The sequence below is a fragment of the Candidatus Palauibacter sp. genome (genome assembly GCF_965213655.1).
Taxonomy (GTDB): Bacteria; Gemmatimonadota; Gemmatimonadetes; order Palauibacterales; family Palauibacteraceae; genus Palauibacter.
This window is the reverse complement of sequence record NZ_CBDBZT010000003.1, coordinates 418,651-445,449: the sequence shown is the minus strand read 5'-3', so window position 1 is coordinate 445,449 and position 26,799 is coordinate 418,651. Positions and strand designations below refer to the sequence as shown.

Here is a 26,799-nt window from a genome sequence, read left to right as displayed (position 1 = left end):
CGGCGCTCAGCCCCTGGCGCAGCCGCCGAGGTGCCGGGTGAAGAACTCCTCCAGGCGCGAGTACGTGTCGACGCGGTTGTCGGGGTCCCGGAAACCGTGTGCTTCATCCGGGTACGTCTTCACCTCCACGCTCTTGCCGAGCCGCTCGAATTCGGCCACTGCGTTCTCGAAGTTCTGGATCGGCACGCGGCGGTCGAGTTCTCCGTGCATGAGGAGAACGGGAGCGGTGATGTCGGCGATGCGCGACACGACATTGCTCTTGGCGTACGTGTCGGGCCGCTCCTCGGGCGTGCCGCCGTGTCCGGTGACGGAGAAGATCTTCCCGAGCCGATCCGTGTACTCGAGCGTGTTCAGCTTCGAGTAGGCGCCGCGCATGGGGACGGCCGCGTCGAACTTGTCCGGCGTCAGACTGATCGCCGACAGCGACATGCTCCCGCCGTAGCTGCCGCCGTAGATCCCCACCTTCCCGTTCACTTCGGGCAGCGTGCGCAGGAAATCGGCCGCTGCTCCCGCGTCCCGCGCCTGGTCCCACAGCCAGTCCTCGACCGACAGATCCTGGAACTCGCGCCCGAACCCGGACCCCCCGCGGTAGTTGATCGCGAGCACCACGAACCCCTTCGAGGCGAGGTACTGCTCGGTGAGGTTCAGACCCTGTCGGTATGAGTTCGTGCCACCTCCATGTACCTGGACGAGCGCCGGGCAGGTGGCGCCTTCGGCTAGCTGCGGGGGGCGGTAGAGGAAGCCCTGGATCCGGAGCCCATCGAAGCTCGGGAAGGCGATCTCCTGCGGCGCCCCGACGGACCGCCACGCCGGCGAGAAGGAGGTCAGCCGCTGCGCGATGCCGCCGATCAGGTCCAGAGAGAACGCCTCCCCGCCCCGCGTCGGCGAGGAGTGGACGAAGGCGAGTGCCCCGGCGCCCGCCGTGTGGCTGACGCTGGAGATCGTCCCGTCCATGTGCGTGACGCGCGTGGCCACGCCGCCCGAGGCGGGAACCGTCCACACGTTCATGGTTCCGCGTTCGAGGTAGGGGAAGTAGATGAACGCGCCGTCCGCTGACCACGACGGGGCGTGCCGCATGGCCGCATCGGTGGCGTAGACCTGCATGTCCACGATGCGCTCCGAAGCCCCGGCGTCCGCCTCCAGATCCTCGAGCACGTAGATGTAGGAGAGATCCTCGTACCAGTACTCATCCTTCGCGGTGCCGAACACGGCGATCCGGTCGCCGTCCGGAGACCAAACGGGGATGGACATCGCCATCAGCGACCGCGTGAGTTGCCGCCGGTCTCCGGTTTCGACATCGACGAGCCACAGGTCGTCGTGCCAATAGTCGGAGGCGTTCGACACGTAGAGGATCTCTCGGCCGTCCGGACGCCACGCGGGCGCGAAGCGCGGATCGTCCAGGGCCATGGCGGCCTCGGTCAGCTGGCGCGGCGGGGCCGAGCCGTCGGCCGGCACGAGCCAGATGTCCTGGTGGCCGCTCGCCGTCGAGTAGAACGCGATCGTCCGCCCATCCGGCGAGAAGGCGGGCGTCCGCACGCCCTCCATTGCTTCCATCACGGGGCGCGCTTCGACGTCGCCGACGTCCGCCACCCGGATCTCACCCCCGGACGCGAAGGCGATCCGGCCGCTACCGGGGGCCCAGGCCGGGCTTGAACCCTGAAGCCAGAAGCGCAGCGTCCCGAAGCCGCCTCCCTCGCCACGAGCCGCGAGAAACAGCCCCGAACCGTCCGGCCCCGAGCCGGAGACCGCGAGGTGACGGCCGTCCGGCGAGATGGAGACGCCCCGCACGCCCGCGTTGTTGCGGTGGATGTTGTCGAGCGTGAGGTCGAGTGCCGCCGGCGCGCCACCTCCGGGCCCCGCATCGCCGAGCGCCCCGCACGCCGCCGCGACCAGGATCAGAGAAACGATCCACGAAGTACCGACAAGCCGATTCGCGTCCTTCACGCCGCCCCCTTCGCCGTTGTTTCGGGTCCTGTCAGTCCGGCATCTGTTCGCTCGTGGCCGCCGCCTTCGATCCCGAGGCGGCGCAGTACCTCGCCCGGAAGCGCGTCCGTCGGCGCCCCGCCGTCCACGACGAACTCGCCGTTCACGAGGACGTGCGTCATCCCCTCCTGGAAGACGAACGGGTCCAGGTAGGTGGCCTCGGTTCGGATGGTTTCAGGGTCGAAGACGACGACATCCGCCTTCATGCCCGCCGCGAGCCGGCCGCGGTCGGGCAAACGAAGGATCTGGGCCGCGAGACCCGTCAGCGAGCGGATCGCGTGCGGGAGCGTGATCGTCCCCCGCGTCATCACATGCTCGCGGATCAGACGCCCGGAGGTGCCGTACTGGCCGGGGTGCACGGCCGGGTTGTCACGGATGTCGGGCCGGTCTCCGCCGCGGTCCAGCGTGACCGCCGTGTAGTCCTGCACCATCCACTCGACGATGTCCTCCGTCCCCACCGCCTGCGCCATCCACAAGACGCCTCCCGGCCGGTCGAACCCGTTCATCTGCAGCCAGATCGCCGTCTCGAACGGCGTCTCCCCGCGCTCCGAGGCCAATTCCGCCAGCGTCTTCCCGATCAGCGATCTGTCGGGGAAGTCCGTGATCAGGAGGTTCTCCGGCCCCCCCTGGCGGATCATCTCGTACTCCGCGTCGCGCCGGATCATCTCCCTAGTGGCGGGATCCGCGAGCCGGTCCCGGAGGTTGGCCCGCATGTCCCCGTACTCGACGGGTGGAAAGTCGTCCGCCATGCTCTGCCCCAGCACCTCTCCCTCGATGAGCGCCCAGCGCGGCATGAGCGTGACGTAGGCGGAGTATCCCTCATAGGAGTGCATGTTGAGGTAGACCGGGTGGCCGTCCTCCCACATGTCGTCGATGAGCTGGGTCGTGACTTTGCTCATCCCCCATTCCCGCGGGCCCTTGGGGTGGATGTGGTCGACCATCACCGGTATCCCCGCCTCGCGGCCGATGGTGAGGATCTCCATGATCGCGTCCATCCACGAGACATGACGCTGCGTGGGGTGGTCCATGTGGCTCGGCAGCTGCCACTTCGGATACCGGCCCTGACTCCTCATGTGGGCCTGGAAGTGACCACCATAGGGCGCAACCTCCTTCGCCAGTTCGAGCACCTCCTCCTCGGAGGAATACCGCATCGGGGTGTACTCGAGTCCGGTCGATAGTCCGAACGCGCCCTCCTCCATCCCCTGTCGGACGAGCGCCCGCATGCGGTCGATCTCCGCAGGCGTGGCATAGCGCATCACCTCTTCCGGCGCCGTCCCCATCACCATGTTGCGGATGATCCCGTGCGGGACGAGAAGGGCCAGGTTGAGCGCCGTGCCCGCGGCCTCGAGGAGTTCGCGCTCCCGCTCGAGCGGCCAAAGCGGCTCGCTCGCGCCGAAGTTGAAGCCATCCGTGTTGATGACGGCCGTCGTGAAGCCCTGGGTTGTGTAATTCGGGACGGTGCCGTAGCCGTCCAGAATATCCGGCTCGATGTGCTCGTGGAGCGCGATGAAGCCGGGCGTGACGTATTTTCCCGCCGCGTTCACGACCCGATCCGCCGTCGCGCCGCTCAGGTCGCCGACTGCAACGATCTCGTCGCCCCGGATCCCGATGTCGGCGAGGAACCACGGGTTCCCCGAGCCGTCGAGCACGCGCCCATCCCGGATGAGGACATCGTACGTCTGCGCGGACGCCGGGAAGGCCGCAAGGAGAACGGCGACGGCGGTCAGGACCGGCATTCGGAATCTCATGGCGCGGACTCCCTGTCGAGCCTCAGATGGCGTGTGAAGAGCGCGTCCATGCGCTCGAGGATGTCCCGTACCGTCGTCTTGTAGCGTCTCAGGCTGTGATCCTCATCCGGATACTCGATGTAGGTGAGGAGGTCTCCCTTCCCCGCGTCCCGCATGCGCTCGGCCCACACCTGCGACTGACGCGGAGGGACCGCGGCATCCCTGAGTCCCTGCAGGAGCAACTGCGGGACCTGCACGTTGTCGACGAAGTTGACGGGTGATCTCTCCTCGTATTCCTCCGGAATCTCCTCGTACGGCCCGCCGAACTCCGAGCGCTCACGGCGCGGGGTACGGCCCGCCGTCCAGTGGCGGCCCGAGGCGGCGAAGCGGTCATTGGCCAGGAGACGCCACTCGGAGACCGGCGCCCGGATCACCTGCGCCTGGAAGGCGTCCGGCGCCTCGGTCGCGATCACGAGGCTCATGTAGCCGCCGCCCGACCCGCCCCATGTCGCCTTCCGTGTCATGTCGACGTAGCCGAGTCCCTCGAGGAAGGGGATGACGTTCATCACGTCCTGGAACTCGACCCCGCCGTAGTCGGCGATGTGGAGGTCGTGGAATCCCTGGCCGAAGCCGCGGCTCCCGCGCGGGTTCGGGGCCACGACGATGAAGCCGCGCTGGACCCAGTACTGCCGCATCATCTCGAACGAGTGGTTCCATTGCCCAGGGTGGCCGTGCAGGCGGACGATCACCGGGTAGGTGCGTGCCGGATCGAAGTCGTGGGGACGGTAGAGGAGCGTCGGGATGGGCAGGTTGTCGGGCCCCGGATAATAGACCTCCTCCGCCTCGCTCAGCCGTGACGGGTCGATGCGTCCCATCAAGTTCGTGACCTGGACCGGGCGTTCGCCCCCCGCGCCATCGTTCCACGCGGTCTTCCAGATGTCCGGGGTGCGGGTACCCGACTGCTCGATCCACGCAAGTTCGTCGCCGTCGGGCGAGAAACGAGGCTGCGAGCGCCGCCCCTTCCCAGCCGTGATCTCACGGGCCGTCCCCGTCCCGTCCGCGGGGGCGACGACGACCTGGTTCGAGAAACCCGATGCGTCGGAGCGGGTGAAAGCGAGCCAGCGTGCGTCGGGAGACCAGGAGACGCCTCCGTGCTCACGCTCCTCGTACGTAACTGGCGTGACGTCCCCGCTCGCGATCTCGACGACGGCGACCTGGGCCCAACCGCTGCGCGCATTCGTGAACGCGAGCCGCGTCCCGTCCGGAGACCATGCGAAGCCGCCGTTTCCGCCCCCGACCGCGGGGTCCACCACGACGCGACGCTCGGTGCCGTCGAGTCCCCGGATCCGGATGTCGCCCGCGCTCGAGAAGGCGATCGAACGACCGTCCGGCGAGAAGCGGGGCGACGTCTCGTTCACATCGCCCGGCGTGAAGAGTCGGGGCCAGGCCGTCACATCGTCGAGGTCACGGAGGAAGATCCGGGGGCCCGCCGGCGTGCGGACCTGGTAGGCCACGGTGCGGCCGTCCGCCGAGAGCGTCGGCGCGGTCTCGATCACGGCGTCGTTGAAGGTGATCGGCCTCGGTTCGCCTCCCGATGGCGAGGCGGACAGCCGCCAGAGGTTGTCGTAGCCCTGATAGTACCTCGCCGAGACGAAGATGAGTTCTTCGCCCGAAGGGGATACCTGAAGGCTTTGGGCGGGCTCCGGGCGGACACCCGGCGGTGGCCAGCCCAGGCGCTCCGGGTCGGAGCCGTCCGACCCCACGCGGAAGATGGCCCGCGTGCCGGACTCGTCGGCATTGGACGTGTAGAAGATGTGCTCGCCGTCCGCCGACCACGCGAACTCTCCGACGCGGGAGACGGTCAGCCAGTCATCGAGCGATTGGGCGGCAACCGGGGAGGTGGCAGCGGTGAAGACGACCCCGAAGGCCATCGACCCCTGCAGCAGGCGTCGCTTGAGGCAGTTCCGGCGGCGTGGGGAGTACATCCGACCCTCCGGTATGTTTGATCCGTTCGAAGCTGTGTCGACACTAGTCGAATTCGAAGCCGACGCCCAGATCGAAGCCCAGCGCGACCGCGTGATCGGCACTCGACGGCGTGTTCGCGGCCATGCGCCGCCAGGAGAGGCCCGGCCCGACGCGCAGCCGGCCGAAGCGCAGGCGCAGTCCGGCACCCGCTTGCAGGCCGGGGCCCGTGTTCGGCGTCTCGCCCTCCGTCCCGACGCGGGCGGCGCCGTAGAGCACACCGACGCGGCCCCACAGCCGGCGCCACGACACTTCGGCGCCCAGCGCGGCGTGGTTGCCCGTGACCGTCGGCTCGCTCCCCCGACAGAAACCCTCCCTGCACCCGAACGCGGTGCGGACGTACGCCGCGGTAACGGCGACCTGCGGGCGCAGTCGCCTCGCGATCCGGATCTCGTGCGACAACGCGGGAACCCAGTCGAGTCCCGCCGCCGTGGCCGTGTGGTTCCCCACCGTGAGACCGGTCCGCACCTCCACGGAGGTCTGGGCCCGAGCGCCGTGGCCCGCGAGCAGCGCACCGGTCACACCCAAGGCCAAGGCGAGACTGGCGCGGGACAGCCGGATTCTCACTGGCGGGGGCCCGAGACCCCGACCACGGGCACTCCGTCGCTGGCGACGATCTCCATGCCATCGACCCAGGGTGGAGCCATGTCCCGTCCTCGCAGAATACCGCGCAGGCGACCCGTGCCCGGATCCATGACCAGCGACGCCCGGCGGCTCCCCGACCGCTCGATGCTGACGGTGCCATCCGGGCCCGAAAGCCGGACATGATCGAGTCCCCCCGGACCGCCCCAACGGTCTTCGTAGGGAATGGCGAAGGCGAACTGTCCGCCTCCGTGCTCTACTTCATCCGGGGCGAAGGAATACGAGAACAGGGATCGGCCAACCGCGTCGAACCCTGCAAGATGATACGGACCCGCCTTCGTCGGTCGTTTCGGAGGCGCGTCGATCAGGAATGCCGGCTCGAGCAGAAGGTCCCCGGGGCCGGCGTTCCCCCAGAGAAGGAGCGTCGGCTCCGGGTCGGTACTCCGAAGAATCAGCGATTCGTGCTCGCGCCGGTACTCCATCGCTTTCACGAAGTGATAGTCGCTGATCCAGCTCGGGTCGCAGTAAGTCATCAGGTCCCGATACTCGGCCGGATCGACGATCCGCGTATTTCCGGCACGGGTCTCGTATCCGAACGCTCCGATCGAGCCGTCTTCATACGGGAAGTTCGCGTCGGGGTTCACCACCGAGCCGCAGGGGGCGTGCCTGAGTCCCATGTTGTGACCCAGTTCGTGAGCAAAGGTGTCGATGTCGAGGATACCCACGCCGGGGGGCCTTCCGATGTATCCCAGACCCTTGTACGGGGATTCGGGAGGCGGCGCAAAGGCTCCGTAGTAGTAGCCCCGTCCTCCCTCCGTAAGGCGCAGCACGCGTATTTCGCGCAGCAAGCTGAACCAGCCGCCGACGGTCGCGAGGTCCGCCTCCGTCCGATAGGGCTCGTGAACCGTCACTTCCAGTTCCCCGATCGGAAGAACGGAACGCACGAACGTGATCTTGGGGCTGGTCGGCGACATTCCTTCGACCCAGGCCAACGCCGCCTGGCTGTCACCCGCGTGCAAGACCGGCACCACCGTCAGATCCATCGGGGGGACGGAACGCACATCCAGCCTCAGGCGTCCGTCTGCGGGCACGCGCCGGTCGCTGCCGGGGATGGCAGGCACGACGCCGTCCGGATCGAGTTCCACGACGAGTTCGGCACCGGGCTGGAGGACCCACCCGGGGACCACTCCGTTGAAGGACCGGTCCAGACTGCTCTCATCAGGCATCATGGGAATCCGATCCACCGCGGGATCCAGCCGCATCGTGTGGATCGGGGCGCCGTCACCGTAGAACGTCGCCAGCGGCCGGGGACGATAGAAGCTCGCCCTGTCGCCCGTGACGAAGACTCGAAGGAGCGCGGACCGGCCCGCGATCAGGGGCACCTCCCCGCCAAGCGTCTGGACCGCCTGAGTCAGGTGTACGGCGGACGCCCCGATCTTCACGCTCAGGGGGTTCACCCTCACCCAGGCTCCGGCCTGCATGCTCGCCACCCCCACGCCGACCCGCGTCTCACGGCCGCCCTCGAGGCCGATGACCTCTCCGTCGGATTCGACCGCGGCGATCGACGGATCTAACACGGACCAGCGCGGCGGCGCCCAGGCCGGGATCCTGCTGAAGGCCGCACCGCTCTGATCCAGCACCCGGAACTGGTAACGGACGGTTTCGCCTTCGAGCACGGTGGCGTCGGCGGGGAGAAGCTCGAGCGCGCTCGGAACCCGCTCCGGCTGCGAAGCGAGGTCGCTGCAGCCGACGGCCGCGAGGATGGTCACTGGAAGAAGTCTGTTCACCTTGACCACGTTGTTGATCGGCCGCATCGCGGGCAAGCTGAGAACCCGGACACCCCGCGACCTCACGCCATCGGATCGCCGATCTGACGCAAGCCCGCGGCGATGAACGTCCATTGCAGCGCCATCTGATCTCGCACGGGCATGGGGACGAGTCCTTCCTGCCTCGCGGCACGCGAAACAGCGGCCGGAGCGGCTCCCGCAGACAGCTCCGACCTCCACTCTTCGAGCCGTCTCTTCCAACGTTCGGCGACCGGATCCGGCGGCCCCGGCGTTTCGCCCACACCGGGGAGGATGAAGAGCGGCATCTCGGAGACAAGGGTGAGCGTGTCGTGGCCGAAGGAGCGCAGCGTTTCCATCGAACTCGGCCGGAAACGGGACGCGGTCGCGGTGTCGCCGAGGGCTTCGAAGTGCGCAGCCATGCGCCTTGAGTCAGGCCGCGAGGCGAACCCACGCTGAAAGCGAAAGAAACCTTTCTCGCCGTGCCGCTCGACATCGTGCAGCACGTAGCCGAGGGCCCGTGCACGGTCCCGGCATGACGCCTTCAACTCCTCGCACCGATCTTCCCAGGCGCGATCGATGAGGAAGAAGGGGCCGGCGGCGAACCCCATGCTGTGCAGCGAGGCGTGCAGCACGAACGGTCGGTCACAGGTGCGCCACCAGTCGTACGCCGCGCGGTTCTCGGGCCGCGCTCCGGGATCTGCATCGCCGCGCGGGAAGCCGAACTCAATGTCGTCGCCCGGCAGCTCCCGGACCTTGCCCGCCAGGTAGCGGCCGAGATCGTACGCGTTCGCGTCGGAATCCTGCCACGCGGCGTTCCGGGCCCCGCCATCGGGATTGATGTGCGGGATGATCCACCACTGATAGCGCGTGAGCATCGGGTCCTCCGCGTCGAGTTCCGCCAGGTAGCCGGCGAGACGACGCAGGAGACGGGGGCCTACCGGTTCATCGGCGTGGCAGCCGCCGAGCAGACTCACGGCTACGGGTCCTCTCCCGAAGCAGAAACCGGGGATCGGACATCCCTCGCGAGACGACCCGAGGACGGACTCCGAGGTCGAGGGCACGTCACGGCCGGACATGATCCGGTCGAATCGTCCAGTCAGCAGGGCTCTCCTTTCGGCCGGCGCGTTCGGGCTCTTATGCGAACGCGGCGGGGTTGGGCAGTGTCCTCCTTGACCCTACATTGCGTCCCCGCTCCGCGTCACCTCGCGGCAGGAGTACGCCGGAACCCGGAGTCCGCTCGGAGATGATGGAAGTGTTGACCCCGATCGTCTTTCTGTGGCTGGTGTTGGTCGCGCTGGTCGGGTTCTTGGTCGGCTGGTGGACCCGCGGCCGACAGATCGCGGGAAGAGAGCTGACGCTCAAGCGTCGATTCGACAACCGCCTCTCCGCCATCGAGGAGGACGCGCGGCGGGCGCTCGAGCGGGCGCGGCTCGAATCCGAGGCGGCACGTCGAAAGATCAAGGCCGAGCGGGACTCCCTGTACGCCCGCCTCTCGAAGCTGGACCCCCAGGCGAGCGGAGGCGTGGATCCGTCGCGGCGCGACGGGCGCGCGCCAAAGCGAAAGGGACGCACGGAAGGTGCGCGCCCGGCGGTAGCGGAAGCGGTGGGCGCCGGGGCGTCGGGTGAGAGTGACGACCTGACGCGAATCAAGGGGATCGGCCCCACCTTCGAGGCGCGGCTGCACGAGCTGGGCTACAGGACCTACCTCGACCTTGCCCGGTGGACCTCCGAAGATCTCGACGCACTCGGCAAGGGGCTCGGGGCGCGGATTCGGCTCAAGGAGTGGTCCGACCGGGCGGCCGAACTCCACCGCGAGAAGTACGGGTCGCCGACCTGACCCGTGCCCCTTACCTGTCCCTCACAAAGCAAGCACCAGGCCTCGCGCCGGCTCTCCGGTGGCCCGCCCGATGGCTTCGACGTAACAGGCTACCTGCACCTCGTATTCTACGCGCCCTTCTGCAGGCCGCCGATCCGTCTTGTAGTCGACGACCGTCCAGCAGGGGCCGGAGGCAGTCACCTCGCGGAAGGCGAGGTCCGCGACCCCCTCGACGATGGCCGCGTCCTGTTCACGGCCCTGCCCCCCATCCGGCCTCGCGGCGTCCTCGACGTGGAAGACCGGGATCTCGCGACGCACCGCGCCGCGATCGGAGGCCAGCGCGGCCCGCGCCCGGTCGAGCACTTCGTGTTCCAGCGCGCGAGCCACCAGAGCCGCCGCTGCGGAGATTTCTGAGGCTGGACTCCTCAGCGCGCGACACAGCGCCTCTGCCAGCCCCGCGACCGCCTCTGAGTCGGCGTCGAGGGGGACGTCGGCGAGTATGCGGTGGACGAGATCACCGAACCGCTCGCCTCCCGGGCGGCCTGTCCCCGCTGGCCCTTCGGCTTCCGGCCGCGGCACCTCGATCCAGGTGACGCGCGTGTCGGCGCGGGGCGTGTCGCCGGTTTCGGCGGCTTCCGCGGCGCGACGCGCGATCGCCCTGGCCGTCGTAACCGACATCGTCCGGCGTCCCCCCGCCTCCAACCTCGCCGCCCGAGCCGCCTGCCACTCCCGGTGCGCGCCGCTCCCCGCCTCCACATCCAGCGTGGGCTGTTCCTCCCGCTCGACCTCGAGCAGTCGGCGCTGGCGGTCGCCCGCGCGCGGATCCACGTCGAGATCGAGCGCGACGGGATCCCACCACACGACCTCCGTACCAGCCTTCGCGGTGTGGAGGCCGGGCGCCACAGAGTCGCGCGGTCGAGGACGCTGACCGCCTCTTCCGTCGGGGCGGTCGAGCACGGACTCTTCGCCGAAGGTCGGAATCCCCAGTTCCTCGGCGGACATCGGCTGGCGACACTCATCGGGCGGCGGATAGACAGCCGGATTCAGTGACTCGAGCCACCATTCCTCTTCTTCCTCGGGGAACCCTCCGCTGCCGTCGCGACCGTCCCCGAGGGCCGGCACGACGAGCAGATCGCGCGCCCGGGTGGCCGCCACGTAGGCGAGCCGGTCCGCCTCGGCCATCTCCCGGCGCCGTTCGAGTTCGGCGTTATCCAGGATGTCGCGCGGGGTCGCACCGCAGAGGCGCTGGGCCCAGAGGCGTCGGGAGGCGTCCATGTGGCGTGACGGCGGATCGTGCGCCGCGCGGCAGGTCATATCCGCCAGTATGACGACCGGGAACTCGAGACCCTTGGCCTTGTGCACCGTCATCATCCGCACGCCCTCGGTCCCCTCCTCCACGATCGGCGCCTCCTCGGACTGTCCGCGCTCGGCTTCCTCCTCGAGGCGGTCGAGGAACGCGCGGAAAGAAGGGCTGCCCCGGCGCTCGAACGCACGCGCCCGGTCGACCAGCCGCAGGACGTTGGCCAGCGCCTGTTCGCCCGTCGGCCAGATCGCAATCCCCGCGTGGGCGCGCGCAGCCGAGAGCAGGCGCCGGATCGTCTCCGGAATCGGGCGCCGGTTCCGATGCCGGTGGAGATCGCCGAGAAGCCCGAGGACCGTCGCCACGTCCCGCAGTTCGGGCTTGAGCGCCGTGCCGCCCCCGTTCGCGCCGTTCTTCCGGTTGCCGCCGTCCGGCTCCCAACCGTCGAGGGGATCCAGCGGACCCACGTCGACACCGAACTCGAACAGCGCGCGGTCACCGAGCGAGAAGAGGGGACCCCGGAGGGCGGCATAGACCGCCAGCCGGTCGTCCGGCCACTCGGTGGCCGTGAGCGCGTTCCGGACGGCGAGTACCTCCTCGCGATCGTGGTACGAGCGGCCGCCGACCAGCACATGGGGAATGGCGCGGTCTTCGAGCGCACGCACATAGGGGCGCGTCACGTCCTGTCCCCACTTCTGAAAGCGCCGGAAGAGGAGGCAGATGTGGCGCGCCTGGACCAGGACCGGATCCTCCGGCCGCTCCCGTTCCGTCACGACCCAGCCCGACTCGTCGACGAGCCAGCGCACCATCTCTCCGACCGCGACGGGGAGCGATGCCTCGATCTCGATTCCCCGGATCTTCCCGAAGCGTCCGTAGGGTTTCGGGACCGGCAGAGCGATGACGGCGGGCTGGCTCTCCGTGTCTGCGCGAAAGGGCATGAGCGGCACATATGCCGCCTGGCTGCCATCCTCGGTCGCCTCCATGCGCGTCGCGAAGGCCCCGTTCACGGCGGCCTGCAGACGGGGCTGCGACCGGAAGCTTGTGGACAGGTGCAGCACCCGGGCATCCACCCCCTCCAGGCGGCTCTTGGTCCGCTCGTACAGCGTCACGTCCGCCCGGCGGAAACGGTAGATCGACTGCTTCGGATCGCCGACGACGAAGAGCTTGCCTCTGGCGGGCACGAGGCGCTCCGGACGCGTCTCTTCCGGGTCCTCGCTGCACAGGAGGAGAAGGATCTCGACCTGCAGCGGGTCCGTATCCTGGAATTCATCGACGAAAAAGCGCGTAAATCGCTCCCGGTAGTGCGCCCGGATCTCCGTATCGTCCCGCAGGAGGTCCCGCGCGCGGATCAGGAGGTCCACGAAGTCGAGGCACCCCTGGCGCCGCTTCGCCCTCTCGAAGCGCTCCGTCACGGGCCAGACCTCGTCGCGCAGGTGCGCCGCCAGGTCCGCATCCGCCGTGTGCAGGATTTCCTCGATTTGTGCCCGGACCTCGTCGCGGCGCGCGAGAACGTCGGCCTTCGCGAGGCCGCCGCCGAAATCCCGCGAGCGAAAGCCGCGCCAGAACCAGCCACGCCAGCGCGCGCGTACGAAAGGACGCAACCACGCCTCCAGGTAATCGTGGTCGCGCCCGCGCGTCTTCTCCCGCAGATCGATTTCGCGCACGCCGCGTTCGATGTGGCGCAGGTTCTGCGTGAGATAATCGTCCGGGCGGGAGGCCAGTGGCGCGAAGGCGGCGAGTTCGCGCAGGAGGTCGAGGGCGTGGTCGAGTTGCGCTTTCCGGTCCCACTCCGGCCTGGACCAGCGCGCATCGAAGTCGCGCTGATCCACCAGACTGCCGGCCGCCGCCCGCAGGGCCGCGCGGGGACCGCCGGAATTTCGCGCGTAGCGACGGCGCAACGCCCTCCTCACGCCCGGACCCGGGTCCGCCAGCGCACCCTCGAACCAGTCCTCGAAGGCCCCATCGAGGAGATGTCCGGCTTCGTCCTCGCCGGCGACCCGGAACGCCGGATCGACGCCGGCCTCGACCGGCCGCTCCCGCAGCAGGTCGGCGCAGAAGCCGTGGATCGTGCCGATGTGGGCGAGTTCGAGCTTCTCGAGTGCGAGGGAGAGATGCGCACGGCCTTCCTCGGACTCCTCGCCCAGCCGAGACGTCTCGATCTCCGCTCGCAGCCTGAGCTTCATTTCGCCGGCAGCCTTCTCCGTGAAGGTGACGGCGACGATGTCCTCCAGCTTGCCCAGGCCACGTCTCAGCACCTCGACGATCCGGCCCACGAGCGCAGTCGTCTTTCCCGTCCCTGCGGCCGCCTCGACGAACAGCGTGTCATCGAGATCGTTCCGGATCGCGTCGCGGGCCTCCTGGTCGGCGAGCCTGGGGGGCCGGGTCACGGGTACTCCCTCAGCCGCCGCAGTTCGACGGGCGGGGGCTTCCGGCGGGTGCGGCGTTCCTCGTCGGGACCGCACACCTGCCGGTAGTCGCACCAGCGGCAGGCGTCCTCCCGCGGAAGCGCCGGGAAACTGCCGGCCTCGAAGGCCCCGCTCACGATTTCGCTCAGGACCCCCGCCGCCTCCAGCGCCCGGTCGTCGAGCGGCACGACGTGATCCCGGAATTCGCCATCCGCCGTGCAGTAGTAGAGCCGGCCCGATTCCACGCGCTGCTCCGGGAACAGCGACTGGGCGGCGAGGGCATAGAGGACCGGCTGCAGAAGTTCACCCCCCTGGATCGTCGCGCCGGCCTTCGCGCGGTTGCGGCCCGTCTTGTGGTCCGTGACCCGAAGGACGCCCCTGGGGGTCCGTTCGATGAGATCGATGGCGCCCCGAAGCTTCAGTCCGATGTCCAGATCCACGGGTTCCGCGACGGAGTGCACGTCCCGGTTCGGATCCTGCGGGAGCCCGAAAGAGAGTTCGAAGCGCCACGGCTCGAAGGGCGATCTGCTGTCGCTCTCGCGCTGCAGCCACTCCCGCAGGTCCTGTCGGATCGCCTCGATGCCGTCGTCCCAGACCCGGTCGATCGTCGGCACGAGGCGGTCCCTGAAGTCCCCGGCCACCTTCTCGAGCACCTCCTCGAGGAGTTCGGAGACCCGCGCGTCGTTCTCCGGCCCAACCGGAAGGAGGGGACGCTCCCGCGTGCTCTCGGCCTGGAGTCGGGTCAGGAGTTCGAACTGGACCTGGTGTACGAGCGAACCGCGCTGCAGCGGGTCGAGCGCCTCGATCGCGACCGGCGCCTCGCGCGGACGCAGACCCTGGATCGCCTGCAGGTAGAAGCGATAGGGGCAGGCCGCGAAGTGCTGCAGTGCCGTGGCCGAGTAGGGACGGACGCCGGGGGACTGCTCCGCCAGCGCTTCCGTTGCCCGCTCGGACAGCTGCACGAGCCCGTCCGCCCACGTCCAGCGCGGCACCTCCCAGCGGTAGGCGCGGAAGCGGAGGGCACGCGCGAGGTGCGGGTTCGAGTGCAGGAGGTGACCCGCCGCCTTCACCGCACTCTCGCCGCGGAGATCGTGCTTGTCGAGTTCATCGAGCACCGCGAGGTCATACTCGGCTTCGTCGATCGCCTGCTCGCGCGACTTCGGCGCCGGCCACCCGATTCGGGCTTCGGAGACTTCCTCCGCCCGCTGCGCGAGTTCCTCAAAGCCCGGCAGCCGGCCCTCCGATGCCTGCATCGCCTCGAGCGCGTAGAAGGATGGGACCCGGGGCCGGGTCTTCATGGCGTCGATGCGCGGGTAGGAGAGGACGACCTGCTTCCGTGCCGCCCCGACCGCCAGCCTGAAGGCGAGCCGCTCATGCTGAACGCGATCGCGGTTCGTCACGAGGCGGTCCGGAGCCAGCCGGTCCCGCATCTCGTCCAGCAGGATCGGGTCTTCCCCGATCTTGGGAGGGAACATGCGCTCGGCCAGGCCCGGGACGAACACGACGTCGAAAGCCAGGCCGCGCGCCGCGTCGATGGGTCCTACGAAGACGCGGCCGTAGCGGCTCGCGGGCGGAGGCTCGGTGACTCCCGAGAGTCGCGGGGTGAGCACCCGCAGGACCTCTTCCAGCTTCACCGGGCCCAGCGGCCCCATGGGCGCCAGGCCGGACAGCACGGAGAGCACGTTGTCCGGCCTCCGAAGCGAGCCGGTCGCGAGAGCGGTCAGCGCGGTCAGCCAATCCTCCCAGAGGGCCTCCGCGGGCAGCGCGGACAGTTCCGACAGTAGCGGCAGGGCGAACTCCCGGAGACAGGCGAGATTGGCGCGCCTCCCGTCGATCGTGCCGAGGCGCGGGTTTTCGGGGTCCTCCGCCCGCATCGCTTCACGTCGGAGTTCGAGTTCCGCGGCGAGACTATCGAGTCGCCGCTCCCAGCGATCGAGGCCGACGACGACCCCGGCCTCGACGAGCAACTGCTCCCACCGGCGCGGCACTTCTTCCTCCGCGCCCTCAGCCGGCACCTCCCCGATCGAGACGTACTCGGAAAAGCGAAGCGCCGAGTAGTCCTCGGCCCGGCAGCGGAGAAGGGAGAGAAAGGCCCGGCCCGCCGGGTTCGGGCGCCTGACTCCGCGCGCGAACCAGGGCCGGACCCCCGCGCGTGCCAGGGCTTCCTCGAGATGGGCTCGATAATCTTCGGGCTGCCGGAGGAGGACCGCGCACCGGTCGAAGGGCGTTCCGGCCTCGGCGAGCGCGGTGATCCTGCGGGCGATCTCCACGGCTTCCCGGCCCTCGCCAGGGGCGGAGAACACCGTGACGGCGTCGTCGGCGCCGGAAACGGACGGCGCCGGGCCGAAGAGATGCGTGTGGAGGCGCTGGATCCCCGCGGGCGCGGCATTGGCGCCGGCGTTACCGGTGGAGCCCTCATGCATCCGGGGGGGGTCCCTACGGCGGGCGCCCGCTCCCTCCAGCGCCCGCAGCGTGCGGTCGTCTCCCTCGGGCACGGTCGCAAGCAACTCGCAGCCTCGCCCGATGAGAGCGGCCACGAACCGCCCCTCCAGTTCCGCCCAGATCCGGGCGTCGAGAATGAGAAAGCGGCCCTCCAGGACCGGGTGCCGGGAGCCGGGATCGCCGACCACGGACACGGCGGCCTCGTACACGCCGGCGCGATCGGCCAGCCCGGCCGTCCGCCATTCCGCCTCGATGGCCTCGGCAAGTGCGGCGAGATCCGGGTCGTTCGCGGCGATCTCGGCGGAGGCGACTCCCGCCATGCGGAGGGCGTCCACGGCCCCTCCCATGGCGGGAACGAAGCCGGGCGTGTCCGACACCGCTTCCAGGCGTCCGAGTTTCTTCGGATCCAGCCCCATCAGCGCCCGTCCCACGATGGCGTCGCGGGCCGTCGCATCCCCGCTCGTCCTCCCATCGGACGCGAGCCGGGAGCGCGCGAGTTCGCCGGCCAGAAGGCGCAGAGTGGTGCGGCGCCAGCCCATCGCAGCCCCGACCATTCGGGCTCCGCGCAGTAGCAGTTCGTGAGGACCCGACAGCGTCTCGCCGATGACGGTCAGGCTCTCGTTGGCGGGTTGCGCTCCGAGCCAACATCGAGCCGCGTCGAAGCGCACGGCGGCGGTCGGGGAGACGATGAAGTGGGCAAAAGGCACGGACATGGACACAACCTATCGCCGCGAACGCAACACGCCATCAACTCCGAGCGAACCTCGCCGTGCTTGACGCCCGGGAGGGCCGTCGGCGATCCTCAGAATCGCACCCGGCGCCAGGTTCGGCCCACTTCAACGGCCCCACGGCCGGAGGAACCAGAGCCCATGAGACTTCCGTTACGCGGCGTTCTCCGCTTCATCTCGGCGTAGCGGTCCATGGCCGGGATCGACCGCCGCGACTTCCTGCAGGGTGCCGCGCTGGCCGGTGCCGGATTGGCTCTCGGCTGCGACGGGGACTTGCAGCGGGCGGAACGCGCGGCCGCGGCCGGCGCCCTGTCGGCCGGCGCGGGCGGCGCGCCGCCTCCCCCGCTGCTCATCGATGGGGCCAGCGTCTTCGACGCCCGGGCCGGCGCCATGGTCCCCAACACGAGCGTCCTCGTCCGGGCCGGCCGCATCGAAGCCTTGGCCCCCGCCGCCGACCTGAACGCCAACAGCGATGCCGCCGCGGGCGCCACGCGCATCGACGGGTCCGGCCTCTTCGTCCTTCCGGGGCTCATCGACGCACACGTGCACGTCACCCACATCCTCTACCAGTCGCACATGACCGGCGACGAGGTCCTGCCCTTCTACCTCGGACACGGGGTGACCTCGATCCGCAGCACGGGAGACAACGTCCCGGCCCAGCGTCTCATCGAGCGCTACGCCGACGACCACCCGGAGATCTCGCCGAACGTCTTCCGCTGCAGCTTCCTGATCGACAAGAACCCGCCCTGGCACCCGGACGTCGGCTGGTATCTGGCGAGTCCCGCCGACGTGAACCCCTTCGTGGCGGACATGGCGGCGTGGGGCGTGAAGACGCTCAAGATCTACGTCGGCACCGGGCGCGAGGTCGGGCGCCGCGTCATCGAAGTCGGCCACGAGCACGACCTCGTCGTCAGCGGACACCTCCTCGACTACCACACGGCGGACGCCGTCCGCGACGGGCTCGACTGCATCGAGCACATCTACACGGTGTCCAACTTCCTCCTCGACGACCCCGACGACCGCCATTCCATCAACCTCGACTCCGACGAAGCGCGCCGCCTCGTCGACCTCATCGCCGAGCACGGCACGCGCGTCGATCCGACGCTCATGGTCTTCTGGGGCACGCTCCTCTTCATGGATCTGCCCGAGGTCTACGGGCACCCCGACCACGATTCGATGCCGGCCCGCCTCAAGGCGTTCTGGGACGCGGACCGGGAGCGCCGAAGCCTGGACTGGGGCGCGGCGCCCGTTTCCGTGCGCGAGGGGACGTGGGAGAAATACCTGCGGCTCACCGGCATGCTCCACGAGGCGGGCGTGCAGCTCCTTGTCGGAACCGACGCGCCGGAGCCGCAGGTCGCGCCGGGGGCTTCCCTGCACCACGAGATGGAGTTCCTCGTCGAGGCCGGCATGCCAGCCGCGGAGGTACTGTCTGCCGCGACCCTGGAGAACGCGCGAATTCTGAAGGAGGAGGGGAACCGGGGCGCTGTCGAGACAGGGCTGGAGGCCGATCTCGTACTCCTCGAGGCGGACCCTCTCGAGGACATCCGCAACACGAGGCGCATCCGAACCGTGGTGCGCGCCGGACGCGCGCTCGATCCCGCCGAAATCCTGGCGGTGGCACCGACAGAGTAGTTCAGACACCGGAGGCCCCCATGCCCCACTTCCGTAACTCCGTGGTCGGCACGCTCATCGCCGCGAGCTGCGCCGTGGCCCCCGTGTCGTCCCGCGCTCTTTCGGGCCAGGAGATCACGCTCGTCGCCGTGGGAGACATCGAGTGGTCGCGGGCCACGAAAGCGCCATCGGTGTTCTACGACGCTCCGCCCTCGGGGCGTAGCAACGTCCTCTGGCACCGGGGAGATGGCTGGATCCGGGTCCCATACGCCGCCACGCCCTCCTCCCGCGACTTCCTCGAAGCGTCGCTCGACACGACCCTGATCACGGAGGACGCGCATCACCTCCGGGCCCACCACTACGGCCTCTCCTTCGAGGATGGCCAGGAAGAGGCGCGCTATCCGTTTCTCGGTGCGGCCGATGTACTGCGCAACGCGGACATCGCCTTCGGCAACCTGGAGACGCCGCTCTCGGACGACGCGCGCTGGAGCGGTGCTTTCCGCACGCCTTCGGCCTTCGCGGATGCCCTCGCGTGGGCCGGGATCGATGTCGTGGCGACGGCCAACAACCACTCGCTCGACGCAGAGGGAGAAGGGCTCATCGACACGATCCACCATCTGCGCCGAGCGGGTGTCGGCCACGTCGGGACCGGAAGGGACCTTGCCGACGCCCGCCGCCCGTACATCGTCGAGCGCGGCGGGCTCCGGGTCGCATTTCTCGCCTATGCCCAGTTCGTGAACGACGGGGGATCCTCCTTCGCCACGCCAAGCCAGTCGGGCGTCGTCCCCATGGATCCGCTCCTGATCCGGGAAGACATCGCGCGCGTACGCGACCGCGTCGATTTCGTCGCGGTGAGTTTCCACTGGGGGATCGAGAACAGCCAAGAGGTGCATCCCGGGATGCGAGCTTCCGCGTACGAAGTCCTCGACGCCGGCGCCGACGCGATCCTGGGACACCATCCCCATGTTCCGCGCGGGATCGAGATTCGAGATGGCAAGCCGATCGTCTACTCGATGGGAAACTTCATCTTCGGGCACGGACACGATTATTGGATGGACAACATCGCGGTCCGCTTTCACATCGGGCCGGGAGGCGCCACCCGCGTGGACGTCCTCCCCGTGGCCGGCCGCGGCGATGCCCTGTCGCAGCCGTATCTCCTCGAAGGCGAGGCCGCTCACGCGCTGCTCGAGGACATTCGGACGCGCTCGGCCGAGTTCGACACCACACTCCGCATCGAAGGGAACGCCGGCGTCATCGATATCGCGCGCTGAGACCGGCGAGACGCGACGGGACGGGTCACGCAGGCAGGTCTGAGCGAGGGGCGCGTCTGTGACCTCCGCTTCGAACGAGTGCAGTAGACCGCTCCGGGGATCTCGACGGGACGGGTCCGCGAGCCGACATTGCAGATTCGGCCGTTCCGGCGGTTTCGGCCGACCACGAGACCGTGTGTGCCGTCATTCAGTCAGGAGTCGCACGATGAAGACACCGCTCTGGACGCTCATCCTTCCCCTTGCCGCAGGACTCGCCTGCGCGAACGCGGACTCCGGAGACTCGCCGGGGGGCACCGTGGAACTGGCAGCCCTCGACGCCGTGTTCGCGGACCACGGCGCTCCGGACGGCCCCGGATGCGCCTTCGCCGTCTCCAGGGATGGCCAGCAGGTCATGACCCGAGCATACGGCATGGCGAACCTCGAGTGGGACATTCCGAACACGCCCGAGACCGTGTTCGAACCGGGTTCCGTCTCGAAGCAGTTCACCGCGGCCGCGACCATCCTCCTGCACGTCGACGGACGGATCGACCTCGACGACGACATCCGGGAGTACTTCCCCGAGATGCCCGACTACGGTGAGCCGATCACGGTGCGCATGCTCATCCACCACACGAGCGGACTGCGGGACTGGGGATCGGTCGCCGGCATCGAAGGGTGGGCGCGCACAACCCGCATCCATACGCACAAGCACGCGCTCGACATCGCCAGCCGGCAGCGCGCACTCAACTACGAGCCGGGTCAGTACTACTCGTACACGAACACGGGATACAACCTCCAGGCGATGCTCGTGGAGCGGGTGACCGGCCAGACCTTCGACGAGTTCTCGCAGGAACGCATCTTCCAGCCTCTCGGCATGACGAAGACGCAGTGGCGGGACGACTTTACGGAGATCGTGGAGGAACGCTCGGTGGGATACCGGCGCGGAGAAGACGACGAATGGCACATGCTGATGCCGTTCGAGAACGTGCACGGCAACGGCGGCCTCCTCACCACCGTAGCAGACCTCCTGAAGTTCACCCACAATCTCGACACCGGCGAAGTCGGCGGACCGGAGTTCATCCGTCTCATGCACGAGCAGGGGACGCTCGACTCCGGTCGGCAGATCAGTTACGCGGGCGGACTCTTCGTCGGCGAGTACAAGGGCGTGCGGGAGGTCCAGCATTCGGGCGGCACGGCCGCCTACCGCGGCTTTCTCACGCGCTTCCCCGACCACGGCTTGGCCGTGTCCGTGATGTGCAACGCGGCCCAGGCGAACCCCGGCGGCCTCGCCCGCTCGGTGGCCGAACTCTACCTCGCCGACGCGGTCAGCGAGGAGGTGGCGGAAGATCCGGCGCGCGCCGACGTGGACCCCTCCGCCGTGGCCGCCCTGGCCGGTGGATACCGGGATACGCGAACCGGCCAGTTCATGCAGCTGACGGCGGACGGCGCCTCGCTCCGCCTGGGCGGAGGGCTGGGCGGCATGCAACTCGCGGCCCGCAGCGACACGGAGTTCGCTTCGGCGGCGGGCGTATCGATCACCTTCGAGGGAACGGCGGACGGCGGAGCGCGGCCCGCGGCGACCATGAACACACCCGTGGCCGACGGGGTGCGCATCGAACCCGTCGGCGCGTTCGAACCGACGGCCGCCGATCTGGCGGCGTATGTCGGTACGTACCGCAGCGACGAAGCGGAGGTGACGTACCGGGTCGAAGTGGAGGACGGCGCGCTGGTGCTGAAGGACCGCTATGGCGACGGCGAGTCGCTCGCACCGGTCTATCCGGACGCGTTCACGCAGGGCGGCAGCACCTTCATCTTCCACCGCGACGGGATGGGCCGCGTCACGCAGGCGAGTCTGAGCCAGGGCCGGGTCTGGGATCTCCGCTTCGAGCGCGTGGAGTAAGCCACGCAGCCTGCGGCCGGCATCAGATCTCCACGAGGACCTTCCCATCCGCGTGGCCGGACTCGAGGGCCTCGTGCGCGGACGCCGTCTCCGCGAGAGGGAACGTCGCGGCGATTCGCACTTCGAGTTGCCCGGCCGCAAGCCAGGTCGTGAGATCGCGGACGGCGGCGCGGCGGGCCGCGGCCGGCAGCAGGTAGCCCTGCACGAAGTGGATGCGCAGGTCCTTGAAGGCGAGCGGGTAGTAGGCGAGCTGCAGTTCGGGGCCGGAGGTTGACGAGTACGACGCGATGACGCCGTTCTCCCGCAGCACGGCGACATCCGTCTCCAGATTCGCGGCCAGGTCCACCTCGACGACCCGATCCACGCCCTTCCCGTCCGTGAGATCCAGGACGCTGGCGGCGACATCCTCGCTCCGGTAGTCGATCGCGTACCGGGCGCCGCCCTCGAGGGCCACCTCGCCCTTGGCCGCGCTGCTCACCGTGGCAATCACGTTGGCCCCGCCCAGCGTGGCCAGTTGAACCGCGAGGTGGCCGACCGCCCCGGCGCCCCCCTGCACGAGGATCCGCTTCCCGCCGACCGGACCATCCCCGTAGACGGCGTAGTGCGCTGTGCAGCCGGGCACACCAAGCCCGGCGCCGGCGGCGAACGGGACGCTCTCCGGCAACGGCACGGCCCGCGCCGCCGGCACCGTGGCGTACTCGGCGGCGGTCCCGAACGGGCGCTCGCCGCCCTGTGCGTTCCACACCCAGACGCGCTCGCCGATCCGCTCCGGATCCACGCCTTCGCCCGCCGCATCGATCGTCCCCGCCCCGTCGGAGTGCGGTATGATCCGGGGGTGGGGCATCGACAGTCCGATCCAGCCGGCCCGCCGCTTCGTATCCGACGGATTCACCCCGGAGGCGGCCAGCCTGACCCGAACCTCACCCGCCGCGGGGACCGGGGCGTCCCGATCCCCGAACCGGAGCACGTCCCGGGCGGGACCGGTCGTCTCGTACCAGATCGCTTTCACGCGCCTCCTCCGGATCTCCTCTCCGCGCCGGTCGCGGGTGCGCCGCAATCGGGCGCCCGCCGCCTCCGCGTGCAATGCTCCATCCGCCCGCGAACCTCGTACATTCCCGCTTCGCCGGTGGCGGAGCGCCGGGGAAGCACACGCCCGGAGACATCAGCCGGTGTTCGCAGACCACGGGAGCACTAGTGAACGGAGAGGCGCAGTGAGACTCGAGGGGACCGTCGCACTCGTCACGGGCGGGGCACGCCGGCTGGGTCGTGCGTTGTCGCTGGGTCTGGCGGAGGCCGGGTGCGACGTCTTCATCCACTACCGGAGTTCGCCCGACGCTGCCGGGCGAACCGCAGAGGACGTGCGGGCCGTGGAGCGCCGGGCAGCAACGGGCGCGGCGGATCTTACGGTCCCTAAGCAGATCGACGGCCTGTTCGAGGCGTTCGACGCGGCGTTCGGGCGCCTCGACATTCTGGTGAACTCCGCCGCGAGCTTCGAACGCACCCCGTTCGACGAGGCGACCGTCTCCGAGTGGGACGCGGCACAGGCGCTCAACCTGCGGGCTCCCTTCCTCATGACGCAGCGAGCCGCGGTCCGCATGCGCGCCGTGACCGAGCGGAGCGGAAGCCGAGGGGAACCTTGGGCGCCCGGTGTCATAATCAACATGTCGGACATGTCCGCGATCGCGGCCTGGAAGGGATTTGCACCGCACGGGGTCAGCAAGGCGGGACTCCTGCACCTGACCGCGATGACGGCCCGTGAACTGGGGCCGGAGGTGCGCGCGAACGCGATCGTCCCCGGACCGATTCTTCCGCCTCCCGGGGAGACCGAGAAGGATCCCGCCTGGCGGGAGAAGGGCCGTCGCGTCCCGCTCGGGCGGACGGGCGATGCGGAGGAAGTAGCGCACGCGGCGCGGTTCCTGGCCGAAAACGACTATGTGACGGGAGCGACGATACACGTGGATGGCGGCGAACACCTGCTGACGGGGGGAAGGGTCTGATGGCGGCCTCGGACAAGGTCCTCATCCGCGACCTCCTCATCAGGGGCATCATCGGAGTCAACGACTGGGAACGCGAGAAGAAACAGGACATCGTGATCAACCTGTCCCTGTCGGTGGACGCGCGGGCCGCGGGCGAGTCCGACGATGTCGCGGACGTACTGAACTACCGCACGCTGACGAAGCGCGTCATCGCGCACGTCGAAACCGCGGAGCCGTATCTCGTCGAAGCCCTCGCCCACCAACTCGCGCGGATCGCGATCGTCGACTTCGGCGCGGCGAAGGCGAGGGTCCGCGTCGAGAAGCCCGGCGCCTTGCGCTACGCGCGTTCGGTGGGGATCGAAGTTGAACGGACGGCGGCGGACTTCGCGTGAACACGACTCCCCGAACGACTCTTCTCGCGCTGGGCTCGAACATCGACCCGGAGCGGCACATGGTCGCGGCACTCGACGCGCTCGACGAACTGCTCGGCATCGAGGGGGCCTCGCCCATCTACGAAGCGACTCCGGTCGGGAGCCCCGACATGCCCCGCTTCCTCAACGCCGCCGTGCGCGTCACGACGGCCCTCTCGCCGGAGGATTTGAAGTTCGAGGTCATCCGCCCGCTGGAACGCCGTCTTGGCCGGGTTCGCACGGCGGATCCGAACGCGCCCCGCACGATCGACGTCGACATCGCGGCCGTGCAGGGGCTGGTCGTCGACCGCGGAGACCTGCGGCTGCCCGATCCCGAGATCCTGACGCGGGCGCACTTGGCCCTCCCGCTGGCGGATGTCGCGCCGGGTTTCCGGCATCCGGCGCTGGGGATCACGCTGGGCGAGATCGCTACCCGTTTTCGCGACGAACCCGGGATCTCGCGGCGCGACGATGTCCGGTGGCCGTGACCGCAGGGCGGCCATACCTTCCCGCCCCATGATTCAAGCAGCGGCCCCTCGGACCCGAGGGATTCGCCCCGCCCCGTTCCGGGGCATGAACGTCGCCCGACTCGTTCCAATGCTGGGCCTCTTTCTGACGCCCGAGGCGTGGGCGCAGGTGCCCTCATCCGTCCAAGGGACGGACGCCGGCGGCGGCGCGATCATCGACACCGTCATCATCACCCGACGTGACGTGTTTCTCCCCGAGGACGCGGAAAGGAACTTCATCTACCGTCTGGGAAACGGGCTGCACGCGATGACGCATGCCTGGGTGATCCGCCGCGAACTCCTCCTCGGGGCTGGGTCGTCGGCCGACTCGTCGCTGACCGCCGAGAGCGAGCGCAATCTCCGCCGCCTCGGCCTGTTTCACCGGGTTCGAGTGGATACCGCACGGACGGACGACGGCAAGCTGGCTCTGGATGTGCGCACGCGCGAAGCCTGGAGCCTGCAGCCCCGATTCACCGGCCGGCTCGCGGCGGACGGCACCATCACCGGGACCTTCGGCGTCACCGAGATCAACCTCGCCGGCACCGGGAACGCGATGCGCGTGTGGTACGTGCGGGAGACGGACCGCGACGGGATGGACCTGCGGTTGACGTCCAACCGGGTGGGGTCGACCCGGCTGTCGGCCAGCGGAACGTGGCAGAACCTGTCGGACCGCGATGTCGTTTCGTGGACCGTCGCCAACCCGTTCCGCTCCCTCTCGGATCGCTCGGCATTCTACTACGAGGGGCGGAGTTTCCAGGGACGTATCCCGCAGTATCGCCGGGACAACCCGGACGAACTCCAGACGGTCGAGTGGCGTCGGCGCGCGCTGATCAACCGCTTCACGGGCACGATCGCACCGATCGCCAGCCCACGCGGGTTCCTGCGCGTTGGGGCCACGCTGGAGGTTCGCCACGAGGAGCACCTGCGGCTGGAGAATCCCGACGTGGATGTCGACAGCCTCTATGCGACCGTCCCGGACTCGGTTTACGGTCTGGTCGGCGCCTTCGTGCGGTGGCGGCGCGCGCGGTTCGAACGCGTGGAGCACTTCAACGGCTTCGCCGAGGAGGACCAGGATCTGAGCGACGAAGTGTTCCTTTCCTTGAAGCTCGCGCACGAGGCACTCGGGTACGAGTCCACGGGGGTCGGCGCACGCCTTCGCCTCGCTTCCGGAAGGCGGGCCGGCTCGGCGATCCTCAAGGGCTATCTCGATGGCAGCGGACTGTTCAACTCCGCGGGCCTCGATTCCGGATACGTGTACGGCAGCGGAACGGCGGCCGTGCGTGCGACCGATCGCAACACGACCTTCCTGCGCGCCATCGGCGGGGTCCAGGAGTCGCCCCGGCCGGGATCCGAGCACGACATCGGCTTCCAGATCCTCCCCCGCCTGTGGGGGCCGCACGCTTTCATAGGTACCCGGACGCTCCAGGCCACGGTGGAACATCGCTCCTATCTCGTCGACAATTTCGCCAATCTGACCGGCATCGGCATAGGTGCGTTCGTCGACTACGGAGGCGCCTGGTATGCCGATCAGGACCCGAGACTCGGGGGCAACATCGGCGTGACCGTGTTCGGAGGTTCTCCGCTGTCCTCGTTCGCGCAGGTGACGAATCTCAACCTCGGTTACCGCTTCGGCGGAGGGATCGCCGACAGCGAAGGATCGAGGTGGGCCTTCAGCGCCGGCGGCGGCTTACGTTTCTAGCGCCTCTCAGGGCAAGAGGATGCCGCCGGCCACGAGGAGTTGCTGTCCCCCCTCGAGTTCGTACCTCGCCTCGACGAAGGGTGTGAACCCGACGAGCGGAAAGCGGAAGCCCGCAACGAGGTTCATCCCGAAGAGTCGCTCTTCGGTGCGCTCCATGCCGCCGGACGGAACCGATTCCCACGCCACGTTCACCCCGCCGCCGATATAGGGGATGAGGTTCGTCACGCTCGGGACCGAGATGTCTCCGAGGACGTTGAAGTTCAGTTCGCGGTAGTCGAAGTCACCACCGATGTCGGTCAGGCCCGAGTCGGGGAAAAAGTAGTCGTAGGACGCAGCGACCCGGATTCCGGGGTCGATCCAGGGCAGGGATACCTGGGCGCGCGGGCCGATGCCGAAGTCCGCGTCGTCGCCGAAGGTGACCTGGCCCCCGACCTTGATTTCCTGCGCGGCGAGGGGCGGCCCGCCCACAACGGCCGCGAGCAGGACGATGAGCGCTCCCGACGTGCTTCGACGCATGTATCCCTCTCTGTTTCTCAGTCGCCGTTTCCCGGATGCGCGTTCCCGGACTCATCGTCGGTCCCGCCCCGCTTACCGACAGGAGTGGGACGTCGCCGGGGCCCGGACGGTTGCACCCCGTCCGCCGATCCCGGACTTT

The 26,799-nt window shown here is 69.1% G+C and carries 18 protein-coding genes; 8 read left to right on the top strand and 10 right to left on the bottom strand.

Features of this window, described 5'->3' with window-relative positions; genetic code table 11:
• Positions 1 to 6: 6 nt before the first annotated feature.
• The 6 genes from ACOOGH_RS04215 to ACOOGH_RS04190 form a co-directional block, all read right to left on the bottom strand.
• On the bottom strand, positions 7 to 1,944 hold the full coding sequence (locus ACOOGH_RS04215) for a prolyl oligopeptidase family serine peptidase (protein ID WP_420447726.1): 1,938 nt from the start codon (positions 1,942 to 1,944) through the stop codon (positions 7 to 9).
• Positions 1,941 to 3,731: an N-acyl-D-amino-acid deacylase family protein gene (locus ACOOGH_RS04210; RefSeq protein ID WP_420447725.1), complete on the bottom strand. Its 1,791-nt coding sequence runs from the start codon at positions 3,729 to 3,731 to the stop codon at positions 1,941 to 1,943. Before ACOOGH_RS04210 ends, ACOOGH_RS04215 begins: the two co-directional genes overlap by 4 nt.
• Entirely contained in the window at positions 3,728 to 5,695 is a 1,968-nt protein-coding gene (locus ACOOGH_RS04205) for a prolyl oligopeptidase family serine peptidase (protein ID WP_420447724.1), read from the bottom strand. Before ACOOGH_RS04205 ends, ACOOGH_RS04210 begins: the two co-directional genes overlap by 4 nt.
• Before the next feature lie 43 nt (positions 5,696 to 5,738).
• The gene (locus ACOOGH_RS04200) at positions 5,739 to 6,254 is read right to left on the bottom strand and encodes a hypothetical protein (protein ID WP_420447723.1); all 516 of its coding nucleotides are present in this window, start codon (positions 6,252 to 6,254) and stop codon (positions 5,739 to 5,741) included.
• A 41-nt stretch (positions 6,255 to 6,295) separates the two neighbouring features.
• The gene (locus ACOOGH_RS04195; RefSeq protein WP_420447722.1) at positions 6,296 to 8,101 is read right to left on the bottom strand and encodes a M66 family metalloprotease; all 1,806 of its coding nucleotides are present in this window, start codon (positions 8,099 to 8,101) and stop codon (positions 6,296 to 6,298) included.
• 62 nt (positions 8,102 to 8,163) lie between these two features.
• Complete coding sequence (locus ACOOGH_RS04190; protein ID WP_420447721.1) at positions 8,164 to 9,177, bottom strand: M14 family zinc carboxypeptidase; 1,014 nt, start codon at positions 9,175 to 9,177, stop codon at positions 8,164 to 8,166.
• A 167-nt stretch (positions 9,178 to 9,344) separates the two neighbouring features.
• Here ACOOGH_RS04190 and ACOOGH_RS04185 point away from each other — a divergent pair, with 167 nt between their 5' ends.
• Positions 9,345 to 9,938, top strand: coding sequence for a hypothetical protein (locus ACOOGH_RS04185; protein WP_420447720.1), 594 nt, complete (start codon positions 9,345 to 9,347; stop codon positions 9,936 to 9,938).
• 21 nt (positions 9,939 to 9,959) lie between these two features.
• On the opposite strand, the gene ACOOGH_RS04180 is transcribed toward ACOOGH_RS04185, so the two are convergent.
• The gene (locus ACOOGH_RS04180; protein ID WP_420447719.1) at positions 9,960 to 13,604 is read right to left on the bottom strand and encodes a UvrD-helicase domain-containing protein; all 3,645 of its coding nucleotides are present in this window, start codon (positions 13,602 to 13,604) and stop codon (positions 9,960 to 9,962) included.
• Positions 13,601 to 16,777, bottom strand: coding sequence for a PD-(D/E)XK nuclease family protein (locus tag ACOOGH_RS04175; protein ID WP_420447718.1), 3,177 nt, complete (start codon positions 16,775 to 16,777; stop codon positions 13,601 to 13,603). Before ACOOGH_RS04175 ends, ACOOGH_RS04180 begins: the two co-directional genes overlap by 4 nt.
• Positions 16,778 to 16,984: 207 nt before the next feature.
• Between ACOOGH_RS04175 and ACOOGH_RS04170 the strand changes: the two genes are divergently transcribed.
• The 3 genes from ACOOGH_RS04170 (at position 16,985) to ACOOGH_RS04160 (ending at position 21,553) form a co-directional block, all read left to right on the top strand.
• Positions 16,985 to 18,424: an amidohydrolase family protein gene (locus ACOOGH_RS04170; RefSeq protein WP_420447717.1), complete on the top strand. Its 1,440-nt coding sequence runs from the start codon at positions 16,985 to 16,987 to the stop codon at positions 18,422 to 18,424.
• Between the two features lie 20 nt (positions 18,425 to 18,444).
• On the top strand, positions 18,445 to 19,674 hold the full coding sequence (locus tag ACOOGH_RS04165) for a CapA family protein (RefSeq protein WP_420447716.1): 1,230 nt from the start codon (positions 18,445 to 18,447) through the stop codon (positions 19,672 to 19,674).
• Between the two features lie 205 nt (positions 19,675 to 19,879).
• Complete coding sequence (locus ACOOGH_RS04160) at positions 19,880 to 21,553, top strand: serine hydrolase domain-containing protein (RefSeq protein WP_420447715.1); 1,674 nt, start codon at positions 19,880 to 19,882, stop codon at positions 21,551 to 21,553.
• 22 nt (positions 21,554 to 21,575) lie between these two features.
• Here the strand turns inward: ACOOGH_RS04160 and ACOOGH_RS04155 are convergent, their stop codons facing one another.
• Complete coding sequence (locus ACOOGH_RS04155; RefSeq protein WP_420447714.1) at positions 21,576 to 22,562, bottom strand: NADPH:quinone reductase; 987 nt, start codon at positions 22,560 to 22,562, stop codon at positions 21,576 to 21,578.
• Positions 22,563 to 22,764: 202 nt separating this feature from the next.
• Here ACOOGH_RS04155 and ACOOGH_RS04150 point away from each other — a divergent pair, with 202 nt between their 5' ends.
• The 4 genes from ACOOGH_RS04150 to ACOOGH_RS04135 all read left to right on the top strand — a co-directional run bounded on the left by ACOOGH_RS04150 (position 22,765) and on the right by ACOOGH_RS04135 (position 26,144).
• On the top strand, positions 22,765 to 23,550 hold the full coding sequence (locus ACOOGH_RS04150) for an SDR family NAD(P)-dependent oxidoreductase (protein ID WP_420447713.1): 786 nt from the start codon (positions 22,765 to 22,767) through the stop codon (positions 23,548 to 23,550).
• Positions 23,550 to 23,921 carry a dihydroneopterin aldolase gene (folB, locus tag ACOOGH_RS04145; RefSeq protein WP_420447712.1) on the top strand — a complete coding sequence of 124 codons (372 nt, stop codon included), beginning with the start codon at positions 23,550 to 23,552 and terminating at the stop codon, positions 23,919 to 23,921. The genes ACOOGH_RS04150 and folB overlap by 1 nt, the downstream gene beginning before the upstream one ends.
• Positions 23,918 to 24,427 (top strand): 2-amino-4-hydroxy-6-hydroxymethyldihydropteridine diphosphokinase, encoded by a 510-nt coding sequence (gene folK / locus ACOOGH_RS04140; RefSeq protein WP_420447711.1) that lies wholly within the window; start codon positions 23,918 to 23,920, stop codon positions 24,425 to 24,427. Before folB ends, folK begins: the two co-directional genes overlap by 4 nt.
• An 85-nt stretch (positions 24,428 to 24,512) precedes the next feature.
• On the top strand, positions 24,513 to 26,144 hold the full coding sequence (locus tag ACOOGH_RS04135) for a hypothetical protein (protein ID WP_420447710.1): 1,632 nt from the start codon (positions 24,513 to 24,515) through the stop codon (positions 26,142 to 26,144).
• Between the two features lie 6 nt (positions 26,145 to 26,150).
• On the opposite strand, the gene ACOOGH_RS04130 is transcribed toward ACOOGH_RS04135, so the two are convergent.
• Positions 26,151 to 26,660, bottom strand: a complete 510-nt coding sequence (locus ACOOGH_RS04130; RefSeq protein WP_420447709.1) for a hypothetical protein — start codon at positions 26,658 to 26,660, stop codon at positions 26,151 to 26,153.
• Positions 26,661 to 26,799: the final 139 nt, after the last annotated feature.

Coding starts and splice junctions, on each gene's coding strand:
- ACOOGH_RS04185 (WP_420447720.1), top strand. CDS start 9,345: ATGATGGAAGTGTTGACCCCGATCGTCTTTCTGTGGCTGGTGTTGGTC.
- ACOOGH_RS04205 (WP_420447724.1), bottom strand. CDS start 5,695: ATGTACTCCCCACGCCGCCGGAACTGCCTCAAGCGACGCCTGCTGCAG.
- ACOOGH_RS04165 (WP_420447716.1), top strand. CDS start 18,445: ATGCCCCACTTCCGTAACTCCGTGGTCGGCACGCTCATCGCCGCGAGC.
- ACOOGH_RS04130 (WP_420447709.1), bottom strand. CDS start 26,660: ATGCGTCGAAGCACGTCGGGAGCGCTCATCGTCCTGCTCGCGGCCGTT.
- ACOOGH_RS04190 (WP_420447721.1), bottom strand. CDS start 9,177: ATGTCCGGCCGTGACGTGCCCTCGACCTCGGAGTCCGTCCTCGGGTCG.
- ACOOGH_RS04160 (WP_420447715.1), top strand. CDS start 19,880: ATGAAGACACCGCTCTGGACGCTCATCCTTCCCCTTGCCGCAGGACTC.
- ACOOGH_RS04135 (WP_420447710.1), top strand. CDS start 24,513: ATGAACGTCGCCCGACTCGTTCCAATGCTGGGCCTCTTTCTGACGCCC.
- ACOOGH_RS04210 (WP_420447725.1), bottom strand. CDS start 3,731: ATGAGATTCCGAATGCCGGTCCTGACCGCCGTCGCCGTTCTCCTTGCG.
- ACOOGH_RS04175 (WP_420447718.1), bottom strand. CDS start 16,777: ATGTCCGTGCCTTTTGCCCACTTCATCGTCTCCCCGACCGCCGCCGTG.
- folB (WP_420447712.1), top strand. CDS start 23,550: ATGGCGGCCTCGGACAAGGTCCTCATCCGCGACCTCCTCATCAGGGGC.
- ACOOGH_RS04170 (WP_420447717.1), top strand. CDS start 16,985: ATGGCCGGGATCGACCGCCGCGACTTCCTGCAGGGTGCCGCGCTGGCC.